Source organism: Vibrio sp. A1-b2 (genome assembly GCF_021726015.1).
In the GTDB taxonomy this organism is placed as follows: domain Bacteria; phylum Pseudomonadota; class Gammaproteobacteria; order Enterobacterales; family Vibrionaceae; genus Vibrio; species Vibrio diazotrophicus.
This window is the reverse complement of record NZ_JAKKCI010000001.1, coordinates 984,007-997,412: the sequence shown is the minus strand read 5'-3', so window position 1 is coordinate 997,412 and position 13,406 is coordinate 984,007. Positions and strand designations below refer to the sequence as shown.

The 13,406-nt window shown below is 44.5% G+C and carries 16 protein-coding genes; 12 read left to right on the top strand and 4 right to left on the bottom strand.

Annotated elements, in window-relative coordinates; genetic code table 11:
• Nucleotides 1–55: 55 nt before the first annotated feature.
• Both L3V23_RS04575 and rpsU read right to left on the bottom strand, forming a co-directional pair.
• Nucleotides 56–499, bottom strand: a complete 444-nt coding sequence (locus L3V23_RS04575; protein WP_102967121.1) for a GatB/YqeY domain-containing protein — start codon at nt 497–499, stop codon at nt 56–58.
• A gap of 27 nt (nt 500–526) precedes the next feature.
• Nucleotides 527–742, bottom strand: coding sequence for a 30S ribosomal protein S21 (gene rpsU, locus L3V23_RS04570; protein ID WP_001145625.1), 216 nt, complete (start codon nt 740–742; stop codon nt 527–529).
• 240 nt (nt 743–982) lie between these two features.
• On the opposite strand from rpsU, the gene tsaD reads away from it, so the two are divergent.
• Nucleotides 983–1,999 carry a tRNA (adenosine(37)-N6)-threonylcarbamoyltransferase complex transferase subunit TsaD gene (gene tsaD / locus L3V23_RS04565; RefSeq protein WP_102955394.1) on the top strand — a complete coding sequence of 339 codons (1,017 nt, stop codon included), beginning with the start codon at nt 983–985 and terminating at the stop codon, nt 1,997–1,999.
• A gap of 69 nt (nt 2,000–2,068) precedes the next feature.
• Here the strand turns inward: tsaD and plsY are convergent, their stop codons facing one another.
• Nucleotides 2,069–2,665 (bottom strand): glycerol-3-phosphate 1-O-acyltransferase PlsY, encoded by a 597-nt coding sequence (gene plsY, locus L3V23_RS04560; RefSeq protein ID WP_042480627.1) that lies wholly within the window; start codon nt 2,663–2,665, stop codon nt 2,069–2,071.
• 235 nt (nt 2,666–2,900) lie between these two features.
• Between plsY and folB the strand changes: the two genes are divergently transcribed.
• The 11 genes from folB to rpoS all read left to right on the top strand — a co-directional run bounded on the left by folB (nt 2,901) and on the right by rpoS (nt 10,566).
• Nucleotides 2,901–3,254, top strand: coding sequence for a bifunctional dihydroneopterin aldolase/7,8-dihydroneopterin epimerase (gene folB, locus L3V23_RS04555; protein WP_102967122.1), 354 nt, complete (start codon nt 2,901–2,903; stop codon nt 3,252–3,254).
• Nucleotides 3,251–3,742, top strand: a complete 492-nt coding sequence (gene folK, locus L3V23_RS04550) for a 2-amino-4-hydroxy-6-hydroxymethyldihydropteridine diphosphokinase (protein WP_102967123.1) — start codon at nt 3,251–3,253, stop codon at nt 3,740–3,742. The genes folB and folK overlap by 4 nt, the downstream gene beginning before the upstream one ends.
• Before the next feature lie 9 nt (nt 3,743–3,751).
• The gene (locus L3V23_RS04545) at nt 3,752–4,555 is read left to right on the top strand and encodes an undecaprenyl-diphosphate phosphatase (RefSeq protein WP_042480616.1); all 804 of its coding nucleotides are present in this window, start codon (nt 3,752–3,754) and stop codon (nt 4,553–4,555) included.
• Nucleotides 4,556–4,681: 126 nt separating this feature from the next.
• Nucleotides 4,682–4,963 (top strand): cell division protein FtsB, encoded by a 282-nt coding sequence (gene ftsB, locus L3V23_RS04540; protein WP_042480612.1) that lies wholly within the window; start codon nt 4,682–4,684, stop codon nt 4,961–4,963.
• Nucleotides 4,963–5,658 (top strand): 2-C-methyl-D-erythritol 4-phosphate cytidylyltransferase, encoded by a 696-nt coding sequence (gene ispD / locus L3V23_RS04535; RefSeq protein ID WP_102967124.1) that lies wholly within the window; start codon nt 4,963–4,965, stop codon nt 5,656–5,658. Before ftsB ends, ispD begins: the two co-directional genes overlap by 1 nt.
• A 2-nt stretch (nt 5,659–5,660) precedes the next feature.
• Nucleotides 5,661–6,137 carry a 2-C-methyl-D-erythritol 2,4-cyclodiphosphate synthase gene (gene ispF, locus L3V23_RS04530; RefSeq protein ID WP_102967125.1) on the top strand — a complete coding sequence of 159 codons (477 nt, stop codon included), beginning with the start codon at nt 5,661–5,663 and terminating at the stop codon, nt 6,135–6,137.
• Between the two features lie 10 nt (nt 6,138–6,147).
• Nucleotides 6,148–7,194: a tRNA pseudouridine(13) synthase TruD gene (gene truD / locus L3V23_RS04525; protein WP_102967126.1), complete on the top strand. Its 1,047-nt coding sequence runs from the start codon at nt 6,148–6,150 to the stop codon at nt 7,192–7,194.
• The gene (surE, locus tag L3V23_RS04520; RefSeq protein WP_102955399.1) at nt 7,187–7,954 is read left to right on the top strand and encodes a 5'/3'-nucleotidase SurE; all 768 of its coding nucleotides are present in this window, start codon (nt 7,187–7,189) and stop codon (nt 7,952–7,954) included. Before truD ends, surE begins: the two co-directional genes overlap by 8 nt.
• A complete protein-coding gene (locus L3V23_RS04515; protein WP_042480597.1) occupies nt 7,947–8,573 on the top strand; it encodes a protein-L-isoaspartate(D-aspartate) O-methyltransferase in 627 nt (208 codons plus the stop codon). Before surE ends, L3V23_RS04515 begins: the two co-directional genes overlap by 8 nt.
• Entirely contained in the window at nt 8,573–9,496 is a 924-nt protein-coding gene (locus L3V23_RS04510; RefSeq protein WP_042480594.1) for a peptidoglycan DD-metalloendopeptidase family protein, read from the top strand. The genes L3V23_RS04515 and L3V23_RS04510 overlap by 1 nt, the downstream gene beginning before the upstream one ends.
• 71 nt (nt 9,497–9,567) lie before the next feature.
• Nucleotides 9,568–10,566, top strand: a complete 999-nt coding sequence (gene rpoS, locus L3V23_RS04505) for an RNA polymerase sigma factor RpoS (protein ID WP_042480590.1) — start codon at nt 9,568–9,570, stop codon at nt 10,564–10,566.
• A gap of 79 nt (nt 10,567–10,645) precedes the next feature.
• On the opposite strand, the gene mutS is transcribed toward rpoS, so the two are convergent.
• The gene (mutS, locus tag L3V23_RS04500) at nt 10,646–13,231 is read right to left on the bottom strand and encodes a DNA mismatch repair protein MutS (protein WP_237291939.1); all 2,586 of its coding nucleotides are present in this window, start codon (nt 13,229–13,231) and stop codon (nt 10,646–10,648) included.
• Nucleotides 13,232–13,406: the final 175 nt, after the last annotated feature.

The window sequence follows — 13,406 nt, the reverse complement described above, 5'->3', positions numbered from 1 at the left end:
ACAAACAAGCCGTGCATTCAGAGAATAGCACGGCTTGCTGCAATAGAGTTCTGGATTAAGCCAGCTTAGCGCGAACTAAACCGCTGACTTTACCCATATCTGCACGCCCTTGAATTTGTGGTTTCAAGATAGCCATCACTTTACCCATGTCTTGCATGCCCGTTGGAGAGGATTCTGCGATAGCACCTTCAATCAGTGCTAACACTTCTTCTTCACTCAATGGTTGAGGCATAAATTCCTCAAGTATAGTGATTTCTGCTTGCTCCACTTCAGCTAAATCTAAACGATTTGCTGCTTCGTATTGCGATACAGAGTCGCGACGTTGTTTAACCATTTTTGTCAGCACTGCAACGATATCGTCATCGGTCAGAGTAATCTTCTCGTCAACTTCACGTTGTTTGATTGCTGAAAGGGCTAAACGAATAGTGCCAAGGCGCGCTTTGTCCTTGGCTTTCATCGCTAATTTTTGCTCTTCTCTGAGATTATCAATAAGAGCCATAACTCGTTCCTTAGTTAGGAAAAGTTATTAGTACAGGCGAACGCGACGAGCGTTTTCGCGAGCAAGCTTCTTAGCGTGACGCTTTTGAGCTGCTGCTTTAGCGCGTTTGCGAACTGTAGTTGGTTTTTCGTAGTGCTCACGACGACGCACTTCAGAAAGGATACCTGCTTTTTCGCAAGAGCGTTTGAAACGACGTAGTGCAACGTCGAACGGTTCGTTTTCACGTACTTTAACTACTGGCATATGCCTTTCACCTCAGGGGTTATTCGTTAATGCTGATATTCAGTGACCAAATCAACAAGGTTTCTTATTCGTTTGGTCTTTAATCAGCTAGATCAAAAATGGTGCGGAATTTTAATCCGATCGTTGTGCCTTTGTAAAGTACTTTGTCGCTTAGCCTCTGTACAAAATTTGTTTGTGAAGCGAAGCCGTTGTAACATTGCGCCAATTTGAAATTTTAGATGGCAGTGTGCTGAGAAAAATATGCGTATTATTGGTATTGAAACCTCTTGTGATGAGACGGGTATAGCGATTTACGACGACGAAAAGGGATTGCTGTCACATAAGCTTTATAGCCAAGTTAAACTTCACGCTGACTACGGCGGTGTTGTGCCAGAACTGGCTTCGCGTGACCACGTTAAGAAAACCATACCTCTTATTAAGGCGGCAATGGCAGAAGCGAATTTAACGCCTAAAGACATTGATGGTGTTGCATATACAGCAGGACCAGGTCTAGTAGGGGCTTTATTAGTTGGTGCAACCATTGGACGCAGTATTGCTTACGCGTGGAATGTTCCAGCGGTAGCTGTACACCATATGGAAGGCCACTTACTCGCGCCAATGTTGGAAGACAATCCACCTCCGTTCCCATTTGTTGCACTGCTTGTTTCTGGTGGTCACAGCATGATGGTTGAAGTAAAAGGTATTGGTGAGTACCGCATTCTTGGCGAATCTATTGATGATGCGGCGGGTGAAGCGTTTGATAAAACCGCGAAGCTAATGGGATTGGATTATCCTGGTGGTCCTTTGCTTTCACGCTTAGCAGAAAAAGGCACACCGGGGCGCTTTAAGTTTCCTCGTCCTATGACGGATCGCCCTGGTTTAGATATGAGCTTTTCTGGCCTGAAAACTTTTACGGCTAATACCATTGCAGCAAACGGTGACGATGAACAAACTCGTGCCGATATTGCCTATGCATTCCAAGATGCAGTTTGTTCAACGCTGGTGATTAAGTGTAAACGTGCGTTGGAAGAAACTGGCATGAAGCGAATTGTTATTGCCGGTGGTGTAAGTGCCAATAAACAGTTACGCGCTGATTTAGCTAAGCTAGCAGAAAAAATCGGTGGTGAAGTGTATTACCCACGTACCGAGTTTTGTACTGATAACGGTGCCATGATTGCGTTTGCTGGTATGCAGCGTTTGAAGAATGGTGACGTGACAGATTTGAGTGTCGAAGCTCGTCCTCGCTGGCCAATTGATCAATTGACACCGATTGAGTAACAAAGCCGAATAACAAAACGGTCGCAATTGCGGCCGTTTTTTATGCTTGGAGCCTGTGTAACTAAGTGATTAAGCTTTCTTTTTTTCGCCGACTTTAGGTTCAGTTCCGGCAAAGAGACGCTTAATGTTTTGGTGATGGCGCAAGATAATTAAACAGCAGAGCATGGCTACTGGCAGAGTGTATTGGGGTTTCACCAGCCATGTATAAAGAGGGGCAAGCAACACGGTGACTATCGCGGCCAAAGATGAATAGCGGAAAATGACCGCCACAAATAGCCAAGTCGCCATAATCATGGCTGTTAAATCTAATCCGATAGGGGCGATAGCACCTAAAGCGGTAGCGACACCTTTCCCACCTTTAAAGTGAAAGAAAATTGGGTACATATGACCAAGGCATGCCGCGATGGCAACCAAACCTAAAATAAGTGGATCTATTTTTAGAAAGTAACCCGCCCAAACAGGAATCGTGCCTTTGAGCATGTCGCACAGTAACACAGCAGCAGCGGCTTTTTTTCCACCAATTCGTAATACGTTTGTAGCGCCCGGATTATTTGAACCGACACCTCTGGGGTCTGGTAGGCGTAATAAACGACAGATCAGCACCGCACTGGAGATCGACCCCAGTAAATAAGCGGAAATTATCATTATTAGTGCCAATGGCGTCATTATTGCCTCAATACGGTGATTTTTTGAACTGGACTTTACATTGTCTTGTTATACCCATGCGACTGGTAACTTCAAGTTGGCATGAGTGTCTTTAAGTAAAAATTCTGTTTGCTTTACCCATCTAAACGCGGTTTCGTATATGATATCGCGATTGGCGACGATAGTACGTTTTTTTACTCAATATAGGTATCCGACCTGTAATTGAGTGTAACTGTTGGAAGGAATTCGATAGAAGATGGATAAAGTCTTTATAGAGCAGCTAGAAGTCATTACCACAATAGGTGTTTATGACTGGGAACAGACCATTAAACAAAAACTGGTTCTCGATTTGGAAATGGCTCATGACAATAAGCCAGCAGGCAACAGCGACGATGTTGCGCATGCTCTAGACTACTCTCAAGTCAGCCAAGCTGTGATTGAACATATTGAATCAGGCCGTTTCTTATTGGTTGAAAGGGTGGCAGAAGAAGTCGCTAGCTTAATCATGCAACGCTTTAGTGTGCCTTGGATTCGTATTCGACTAACAAAACCGGGTGCAGTTCCGCAGGCGAAAGGTGTAGGAGTGATCATCGAAAGAGGATCATTATGATCACTGCCTATGTTGGCGTAGGTTCTAACATAGAACGACGCCGTCATATTGAAGCGGGAATTCAAGAGCTGAGCTTAGTGGGAAGCGAATTACGTCTTTCAACGATATATGAGTGCCCAGCTCAAGGGTTTGATAGTCATCCTTTTTTCAATTTAGTGGTGGAGTTAAAAACTTCATTGTCTCTACACGATTTTCAGCAGTGTTTAAAAGATGCTGAGTATCGTTGGGGGCGCGATATTGATGCGAAAAAGTATCAAGATCGTACACTGGATATGGATATTATTCTGTTTGGTGATGTCATATCCCCAAGCTCACCTGTTGTCCCGCGTCCGGATATTTATCAATATCCATTTGTGATACAGCCTTTGTATGAGTTATGCCCCGAACTCAATATTCCGGGAACAGATTTGTCTATCGAAAAGGTCTGGCAAAACGCTGAACTTTTAGAACAACTAAAACCAGTTCCCCTCTGGTTTAGTATCAAGTAAGAGAAAATAATGAGTTATTTCGAGTCTTTTATGTTGGCTTTAATTCAGGGTTTTACTGAATTTTTGCCAATTTCCAGCTCTGCACATCTTATCTTGCCATCGGCAGTATTAGGTTGGGCTGATCAGGGTTTAGCGTTTGATGTGGCTGTTCATGTCGGCACCCTAACTGCGGTTGTGATTTACTTTAGAAACGAAGTTAAAGCATTGTTAAGCGCATTTTTTGCCTCTATTTTCAAAGGAGATCGAAGCAAAGAAGCAAACTTAGCTTGGTGCATTATTTTAGCGACTATACCAGCTTGTATTTTTGGCTTGGTGATGAAAGACGTCATCGAAGTCTACTTACGCAGCGCTTGGGTTATTGCTGCTACTACCATTATTTTCGGTATTCTTCTTTGGTACGCTGATAAAGCTGCTAAACAGAATATTAATGAGTATCAAGCGGGTTGGAAGAAAGCGCTCTTCATCGGTTTCGCACAAGCGGTGGCAATGATTCCGGGGACCTCTCGTTCTGGTATTACCATTACTGCGGCTCTTTATCTTGGTTTTACTCGTGAAGCGGCAGCGCGTTTTTCGTTTTTAATGTCGATTCCGATTATCGTACTGGCGGGAAGCTACCTAGGTTTGAAACTGGTTACCAGTGGTGAACCAATCCATCTAGGATTCTTGATGACAGGTATTTTGACGTCATTTGTTAGCGCCTATATCTGTATTTTCTTTTTCTTAAAGCTTATTTCTCGAATGGGTATGACCCCATTTGTAATTTACCGTTTGATTTTAGGTGTCGGGTTATTTGCCTTTCTATTAAGCCGTTAGTCGCCTGAAAAGGGGGCTTATGGTATAAATAGGGCGTTTCTACCCAAATTGACAAAAAGGCCGTTTTTATTCGGCCTTTCTTCTATATACACCGATTTTTTATCAATATTGACGAGTGTGAAAGTAATGCGAGTACTTGCGGTGACATTAACCCTGCTGCTTGGTTTTCTACAATACAGCTTATGGCAGGGGAAGAACGGAATATCTGATTATCATGCTGTTGCGGCAGAGATAGAAGTTCAAGAGCAAGTGAACACTAACTTACATCAACGTAATCAAGAGATGTTCGCGGAAATTGATGATTTGCGACAAGGCCTTGATGCGATTGAAGAAAGAGCTCGTCATGAATTAGGAATGGTGAAAAGTGGAGAAACTTTTTACCGTATTACCGGAGAGGATAATCGTTAATGGATAAATCAATCATTGCGGTTGTCCCTGCTGCGGGCGTTGGCAGTCGGATGCAAGCCGACCGTCCGAAACAATATTTAAAACTTTTGGGAAAAACCGTACTTGAGCACACCGTGTCCAAGCTACTGGCACATCCTAAAGTCTCTAAAGTGGTTGTTGCCGTCAGCGAAGATGATCCTTATTTTTCTACGTTAGCACTTGCTAACCACCCTCAAGTTATCCGAGTTAACGGCGGCAAAGAACGAGCAGATTCTGTTCTTTCAGCATTGAATTACATCTGTAAACATGAAGTCAGCGAATGGGTTCTTGTTCATGATGCGGCCCGCCCTTGCTTCACAGATCAGGATGTTACACGACTCATCGAATGTGCTGAAAATCATTCTGTTGGCGCCATTCTCGCCGCTCCAGTCAGAGATACGATGAAGCGTAGCGATGAGCTGCAGAATATAGATCATACGGTTGAACGTTCGAATCTCTGGCATGCTTTGACACCACAAATGTTCCGCACACTACCTTTGCGCGAAGTTTTGATTGATGGGTTAGCGAGCAAAGCGAATATTACCGATGAAGCATCCGCGTTCGAAAGACTGAATTTAAGCCCGGCTTTAGTTAATGGTCGAGCAGATAACATAAAAATTACTCAGCCAGAAGATCTCGCATTGGCTGAGTTCTATTTGAGCCGAAATAAGGAATAAGCATGATACGAATTGGCCATGGTTTTGATGTGCATAAATTTGGTGGTGAAGGTCCTGTCATTATTGGCGGAGTTACCGTTCCTTATGAACAAGGTTTAATTGCACATTCTGATGGTGATGTTGCTTTGCATGCATTATGTGATGCGCTGCTCGGCGCGATTGCTGCGGGTGATATTGGTAAGCACTTTCCGGATACTGATGATAAATGGAAAGGAGCAGATAGCCGTGAACTATTGAAAGATGTTTATCGTCGAGTAAAAGAGTCGGGCTATCGCCTAGGAAACGCGGACGTCACCATTATTGCTCAGGCACCTAAAATGGCTCCTCATATAGAAGCGATGTGTGCGGCTATTGCTCAGGATCTAGAAACAGATATTGGTAATATCAATGTCAAAGCAACGACTTCTGAACGTTTAGGTTTCACTGGCCGCAAAGAAGGCATTGCGTGTGAAGCCGTTGTACTACTGATGAAAGCATAAAGAGTCGAAAATGACAGATATTCTATCTTCACTCGCTTACTTGTGTGGTAAACCCACAGCGAAAGGCAAAATTAAAGCTAAACCAGAAGATTTTAAAGTCGTTGAAAATCTGGGGTATGAGTTTACGGGTAGCGGTGAGCATCTCATGGTTTCTATTCGTAAGACGGGTGAAAATACCAGTTTTGTTGCGAATGAACTGGCTAAAGCGTGTGGCGTAAAGTCAAAAGATGTTAGCTGGGCAGGCTTGAAAGACCGCCATGCAGTGACAGAACAATGGTTAAGTGTTCATTTACCTACCGCAGGTTTTCCGAATCTTGCGCTGTTTCAATCACAGCATCCGAGCATTGAAGTGCTAACGATGACTCGCCACAACAAAAAGTTACGTCCGGGTGACTTAGCGGGTAACTACTTCGAAGTCACTATGTCAGAAGTCACCGATGTTGAAGAAGTGGTTAAACGTTTGGAAGTGGTGGCAAAACAAGGTGTGCCTAATTACTTCGGTAATCAGCGTTTTGGTAAAGATGGTAACAATTTAGAAGAAGCTCGCCGTTGGGGGCGTGAAAACGTCCGTACTCGTAACCAGAACCAACGTAGTCTTTATCTTTCGACTGCTCGTTCATGGATTTTCAACCGCATTGTTTCTTCGCGTATTGAGCAAAACTGTTTCTATCGTTTCATCGACGGTGATATCGCTCTGGTTAACGGTGAGCAAACGTCGGTGAGTGCGGACAAGGTTTCAGAATTCAACCAACTGCTTGAGCAAGATAAAGCACAGATTTCTGCGGCTTTAGCTGGTGATAACGCATTGCCGACACAAGCAGAAGCGCAGAAGATTGAACAGCACTTTATCGATGCTGAAGAAGACTTAATGAAGCTGATTCGCGGCAATCGCATGCGTCATGATCGCAGAGCAATAGCATTGAAAGCTCAAGATTTGAGTTGGCAAGTGGATGGTGATTCTATTACGTTAAAATTCGCTCTTGATGCTGGCAGTTTTGCGACTTCGATAGTGAGAGAACTAATAGAAGAGATTCCTGTAGAGCGTGTTTATGAGTGATAAGAAACTAAAAATACTGTTAAGCAATGATGACGGCGTGTTTGCCGATGGCATCCATGCTCTAGCGGCTGCTATCTCGGATCTCGCAGAAGTTATTATTGTTGCACCAGACCGAAACCGCTCTGGTGCGTCGAACTCTCTGACATTAGAACAGCCACTGCGTGTTTCTAAAGTTGCGCCGAATACATACTCAGTACAAGGTACGCCAACGGACTGCGTCCATTTCGCGTTGAATGAACTGCTTAAAGATTCAATGCCGGATCTGGTGTTAACCGGAATCAACCATGGCGCAAACCTTGGCGATGACGTTCTTTATTCTGGTACTGTTGCCGCTGCAATGGAAGGTCACTTCCTCGGTGTCCAGTCGATTGCTTTTTCGTTAGTTGGAAACCAACACTTTTCTACAGCAGGAAAAATTGCCCGCCAATTGGTAGAGCAACATCTGCGTCGACCTATTCCAACTAATCGTTTATTGAACGTGAATGTTCCAGATGTCCCATTTGAAGAGCTTGCCGGTACCCAAGTGACTCGATTAGGTGCTCGTCATCACGCAGAAAGCATGATTAAGCAGAAAGATCCTCGAGGTCATGATATTTATTGGTTAGGCCCTCCAGGTAAAGAGCAAGATGCCGGTGAAGGGACTGACTTCTATGCCATTGAGCATAGATTTGTTTCACTGACTCCAATGCAGGTAGATCTTACCGCTCATGAGTCTTTAGGTAGTATGGATCATTGGTTAAAGGACAGAACTGATGGCTAATCCAAAAGCCGATAAATTAATTCAGTTTTTATTAGCAAACGGTATTACTGATCAACAAGTGTTGCAGGTAATACATCAGTTGCCTCGTGAATACTTCGTTTCTCAAGCAATGGTTCATCAGGCGTATGACAACAATGCTCTGCCGATTGGTCAGGGGCAAACTATCTCTCAGCCGTATATTGTTGCAAAAATGACTCAAATGCTCGAACTGCAACGAAATAGCCGAGTGTTGGAAGTAGGGACTGGCTCTGGTTATCAGACCGCGATCTTGTCTCACTTAGTTGAGCATGTGTTTTCTGTTGAACGGATTAAATCTTTGCAATGGGAAGCGAAACGTCGTCTAAAGCAGCTCGATATTTATAACATCTCGACTAAACATGGCGACGGATGGCAGGGCTGGGCAGCAAAAGCCCCATTTGATGCGATCATAGTGACGGCAGCGGCACAGAAAGTGCCACAAGCTTTGCTGGATCAGCTTGCTGACGGAGGGCGTTTAGTCATCCCTGTCGGTGAAGATGAGCAGCAGTTGTACAAGATAATTCGTAAAGGTGATGAGTTTATTTCTCAGCTAATAGAAACGGTGCGTTTTGTTCCTTTAGTCGCTGGTGATTTAGCGTAATGAAGCGTTTTCAGCTTAAGACATTGTTGGCGTGTGGACTGTGTGGCCTATTGTTAGGCTGTACAGCAAGCTCTCCTGCGCCAGTTTCTGGGCTAAAGAAAGACTATCGAGAAATTGGGCGTGGTAGTTACCGTGGTAGTTACTATGAAGTGAACCGTGGTGATACGCTGTATTTTATAGCTTATGTCACAGACAAAGATGTAAACGATATAATTAGTTACAATAAACTCACTCCTCCTTACACCATTCATCCTGGTCAAAAGTTAAGACTTTGGCGTCCGGCATACACTGCACCTGCTTACGGTGGTACAGGGGCTGGAGCAGTGGTTGCTACTACATCTAGTGTTCCAGCGGCAGTTGCAGCCACATCAACGTCGGTTTCTCCCCCGAAATCGAGCAAAAATTCTAATGCTGTTCAAGCTAACAAATCGAAAAGTTCGGTCAAAAAAGATCCAAATAAGACGATTGATCAATCGAAAACAAAAGAGTATGTTGGTTCTAATACTCAACAAAATGTTAACAAAACTATAAGTAAACCCAAACCACAAAACGATAAAGTCGATAAGTGGTTATGGCCAACGAAGGGGAGAGTTGTTAAAAACTTTTCAGCAGGGGATCAAGGGAATAAAGGTATCGACATTGCAGGACAGCGAGGTCAATCCATTACTTCTACTGCTGCTGGAACCGTGGTCTATTCGGGTAATGCATTACGAGGTTACGGCAACTTAATCATCGTAAAGCATAATGAGCATTATTTAAGTGCTTATGCCCATAATGACCGGCTGTTGGTTAAAGAAGGACAAAGTGTTAAAGCTGGCCAAAAAATAGCAACAATGGGCAGCTCCGGTACGAGCAGTGTTCGTCTACACTTTGAAATTCGTTATCAAGGTAAGTCTGTTAATCCAAAACGGTATTTACCTTAAACATACTTGTGAAGAGTTATGTAGTGACATATTGAGCAGTAATGTCTTGCTAGCTCGCCGGGGGAGGCGCTATGAGTATCAGCAATACAGTAACCAAGGAAGAAGAGTTTGACTTAGATATTGATTCAACAGAGGCTGTTGAAGTTGACGCTAAGCTTACTACCGAAGACGATGACATTGACCAAGCGGAAGAAGTCCGTGAAGAGTTCGATGCTTCAACCAAAAGCTTAGATGCGACTCAGATGTATCTCAGCGAGATTGGTTTCTCACCTCTTTTAACCGCCGAAGAAGAAGTTCTTTATGCTCGCCGAGCACTTCGTGGAGACGAAGCTGCAAGACGACGTATGATAGAAAGTAACTTACGCTTGGTGGTGAAAATATCCCGTCGTTATAGCAATCGTGGTCTCGCTTTACTGGATCTTATTGAAGAAGGTAACTTGGGCTTGATCCGCGCGGTTGAAAAATTCGATCCTGAACGTGGATTCCGCTTTTCAACCTACGCCACTTGGTGGATCCGTCAAACGATTGAACGTGCGCTGATGAATCAAACTCGTACGATTCGTTTACCTATACACGTAGTTAAAGAGCTCAATATCTATCTACGTACCGCACGTGAACTTTCGCAAAAACTCGACCATGAGCCAACAGCGGAAGAGATCGCCTCTGAACTGGATAAACCGGTTGATGATGTCAGCAAGATGCTGCGTTTAAATGAACGCATCAGCTCTGTAGATACACCTATTGGTGGTGACGGGGATAAAGCGCTACTCGATATTATTCCTGATATTAATAACTCCGATCCTGAAGTTTCGACTCAAGATGATGATATCCGAGATTCATTGATTGCGTGGCTTGAAGAACTAAACCCTAAACAAAAAGAAGTGTTAGCACGACGCTTTGGTTTGTTAGGCTATGAGCCATCAACTTTGGAAGAAGTTGGACGTGAAATTAACCTGACTCGTGAACGTGTTCGTCAGATTCAGGTAGAAGGTTTACGTCGTTTGAGAGAGATTCTGATGAAACAAGGTTTGAACATGGAATCTTTGTTCAATGTGGAAGCAGAAGCTTAATACTCTTAAGTTCACAAATTTTATCTAGTATAAAGGCACTCAATGAGTGCCTTTTTGTTATTGAATCCTACAAAGATAGTTACAGCAATTTCTTCAGACGGTACAACTCTTCTAACGCTTGGCGTGGAGTTAGATCGTCAGGGTCAATAGCGGCTAATGCATTCTCAACTTCACTTGGCTCAGGGATCAAACTTAACTGGTTGGCGATATCGACTTTAGAGCTTGATGCCGATGAAGGTTGCCCCGCTTGTTGTAGACTGTGCTGCTCAAGTTGAGTCAGTTTGCTGCGCGCATTTTTGATCACCGTTTTCGGTACACCAGCCAGACCTGCTACTGCCAAGCCATAAGATTTGCTGGCAGCGCCTTCTTGTACCGCGTGCATGAAGGCAATACTGTCACCATGCTCAACCGCATCTAAGTGAACGTTCGCCAAGTTTGGCAACACATTCGGCAATTCAGTGAGCTCAAAATAGTGAGTAGCAAACAGGGTTAAAGCGCCGATCTGTTTCGCCAACCACTCGGCACTTGCCCAAGCCAATGAAAGGCCGTCGTAAGTACTGGTACCTCGGCCTATTTCATCCATTAAGACTAAGCTTTTCTCTGTTGCGTTATGCAGGATATTAGCTGTTTCTGTCATTTCCACCATGAAGGTTGAACGTCCAGAAGCAAGATCATCCGAAGCGCCGATACGGGTGAAGATTCTGTCTAACAAACCGATTTGTGCCGATTCGGCAGGAACATAGCAGCCAATGTGTGCAAGCAGCGCAATTAACGCAGTTTGACGCATATAGGTGGATTTACCGCCCATATTTGGACCTGTAATGATCAACATTTTGCGTTGAGCGTGCAGTTCTATTGGGTTAGCAATAAACGGGTCATTCATTACTTGCTCAACCACAGGATGACGACCTGACTGGATATGAATCCCCGGAGCTTCGGTAATAGTTGGGCGGCAGTAATCTAAACTTTCTGCGCGCTCTGCTAAGTTTTGCAGTACATCCAGCTGTGACAAAGCGGATGCAAGGTTCTGCATTTGTTCAAGATGAGGCAGTAATAAATCGAACAGTTGATCCCAAAGTTGCTTTTCTAAAGCCAGTGCTTTCGATTTTGAGTTCAGCACTTTATCTTCGTGTTCTTTCAGCTCTGGGATAATGTAGCGTTCTGCATTCTTCAAGGTTTGGCGACGCACATAATGCGGTGGAACAAGATGGCTTTGTCCTCGGCTCACCTGAATAAAGAAACCGTGAACCGCATTGTAACCGACTTTAAGCGTGTCGATACCATGACGGTCACGCTCATCCGCTTCCAGTTTTTCCAGATATTCGGTCGCGCCAGTGGCGAGAGCTCGCCATTCATCGAGCTCTGCGTTGTAGCCTTCAGCAATCACGCCACCATCACGAATGACCACTGGAGGGTTTTCCTTGATAGCTCTTTCTAACAGATCACACAGTTCATCCATCGGTTGAGTGTAATCACGTAACTTCGCCAGATAAGGATGCGACAGCTCAGTCAATGTATCGCTCAGTTCAGGAAGCTGCTGCATGGCATTACGCAGGCGAGCCAAATCTCTTGGTCGGGCAGAGCGTAGTGCCAGACGCGCTAAAATTCGTTCAATGTCGCCAATTTGTTTTAAAACAGGATGAAGATCGGCGAATAGACCTTGTTGCTTGATCTCACCAATCGCATCCAGACGTTGATTCAGTGTCTTAATGCAACGCATAGGCTGGTGGATCCAACGCTTGAGCATACGACTGCCCATAGGCGTTGCACAGTGATCAAGCACTTCCGCTAATGTGTTGTCTGTACCACCTGCGAGGTTTTGCGTCAGCTCTAAATTGCGACGTGTTGCAGCATCGAGAATCACCGACTGATCTTGGCGATCAAACGTTAGTGAACGGATATGCGGTAGCGCAGTGCGCTGAGTATCTTTGACGTATTGGATCAAACAGCCAGCGGCACATAATCCCAATTTTGCATTTTCAACCCCAAAGCCGACTAGATCACGAGTGCCAAATTGTTGGTTAAGTTGTTGTTTCGCGGTATCAAGTTCAAATTCCCAAATAGGGCGACGACGATTAGCCTTGCGGCTCGCCATTAGCTGAACTGGTGTGAAATCTTCAGGGAAAAGCAGTTCACGAGGCGCGGTTCTTTGTAACTCTGCCGCCATTGCCTCTTCGGTTTCAGGTTCACTCAGTTGGAAACGACCAGAAGTGATATCCAAAGTAGCGTAACCAAATTTGCCGTCGTGGTGATAAATAGCAGCCACAAGGTTATCAAGGCGTTCAGATAGCAGTGCTTCGTCAGTGACTGTACCCGGAGTAACAATTCGTACTACTTTACGTTCAACAGGACCTTTGCTGGTGGCAGGATCGCCAATCTGTTCGCAGATTGCGACAGACTCACCCAACTGAACTAATTTCGCTAAGTAACCTTCAACCGCGTGGAATGGAACGCCCGCCATTGGAATCGGTTCTCCGGCAGATGCGCCTCGTTTGGTCAGAGAGATATCCAACAGTTGCGACGCACGTTTGGCGTCATCGTAGAAAAGCTCATAAAAATCCCCCATACGATAGAACAACAATATCTCAGGGTTTTCAGCCTTGAGTTTTAGGTACTGCTGCATCATTGGAGTGTGGTGCGAAAGAGACTCGCTCGATTGATTCATGGCGTTACATCACTTGTTGGTATCGTTGGCAGTCCTTTTGCTCTAACTATCAGATAAATAGTCATGAGCTAAGTCACGCGTAAGGTCACTTGAAAACGGTGAGTGATGATAACAAATCAAACAACGACAGAGCAATTATCCCCTTACAATGCGAATAATAAGGGGATGAATGCGA

What these genes read in the sequence shown, in the direction of transcription:
- folB (WP_102967122.1), top strand. Translation starts at nt 2,901, where the DNA reads ATGGATAAAGTCTTTATAGAGCAGCTAGAAGTCATTACCACAATAGGT.
- ispF (WP_102967125.1), top strand. Translation starts at nt 5,661, where the DNA reads ATGATACGAATTGGCCATGGTTTTGATGTGCATAAATTTGGTGGTGAA.
- tsaD (WP_102955394.1), top strand. Translation starts at nt 983, where the DNA reads ATGCGTATTATTGGTATTGAAACCTCTTGTGATGAGACGGGTATAGCG.
- plsY (WP_042480627.1), bottom strand. Translation starts at nt 2,665, where the DNA reads ATGACGCCATTGGCACTAATAATGATAATTTCCGCTTATTTACTGGGG.
- rpoS (WP_042480590.1), top strand. Translation starts at nt 9,568, where the DNA reads ATGAGTATCAGCAATACAGTAACCAAGGAAGAAGAGTTTGACTTAGAT.
- ispD (WP_102967124.1), top strand. Translation starts at nt 4,963, where the DNA reads ATGGATAAATCAATCATTGCGGTTGTCCCTGCTGCGGGCGTTGGCAGT.
- L3V23_RS04545 (WP_042480616.1), top strand. Translation starts at nt 3,752, where the DNA reads ATGAGTTATTTCGAGTCTTTTATGTTGGCTTTAATTCAGGGTTTTACT.
- mutS (WP_237291939.1), bottom strand. Translation starts at nt 13,231, where the DNA reads ATGAATCAATCGAGCGAGTCTCTTTCGCACCACACTCCAATGATGCAG.
- L3V23_RS04510 (WP_042480594.1), top strand. Translation starts at nt 8,573, where the DNA reads ATGAAGCGTTTTCAGCTTAAGACATTGTTGGCGTGTGGACTGTGTGGC.
- surE (WP_102955399.1), top strand. Translation starts at nt 7,187, where the DNA reads ATGAGTGATAAGAAACTAAAAATACTGTTAAGCAATGATGACGGCGTG.
- rpsU (WP_001145625.1), bottom strand. Translation starts at nt 742, where the DNA reads ATGCCAGTAGTTAAAGTACGTGAAAACGAACCGTTCGACGTTGCACTA.
- truD (WP_102967126.1), top strand. Translation starts at nt 6,148, where the DNA reads ATGACAGATATTCTATCTTCACTCGCTTACTTGTGTGGTAAACCCACA.
- L3V23_RS04515 (WP_042480597.1), top strand. Translation starts at nt 7,947, where the DNA reads ATGGCTAATCCAAAAGCCGATAAATTAATTCAGTTTTTATTAGCAAAC.
- folK (WP_102967123.1), top strand. Translation starts at nt 3,251, where the DNA reads ATGATCACTGCCTATGTTGGCGTAGGTTCTAACATAGAACGACGCCGT.
- ftsB (WP_042480612.1), top strand. Translation starts at nt 4,682, where the DNA reads ATGCGAGTACTTGCGGTGACATTAACCCTGCTGCTTGGTTTTCTACAA.
- L3V23_RS04575 (WP_102967121.1), bottom strand. Translation starts at nt 499, where the DNA reads ATGGCTCTTATTGATAATCTCAGAGAAGAGCAAAAATTAGCGATGAAA.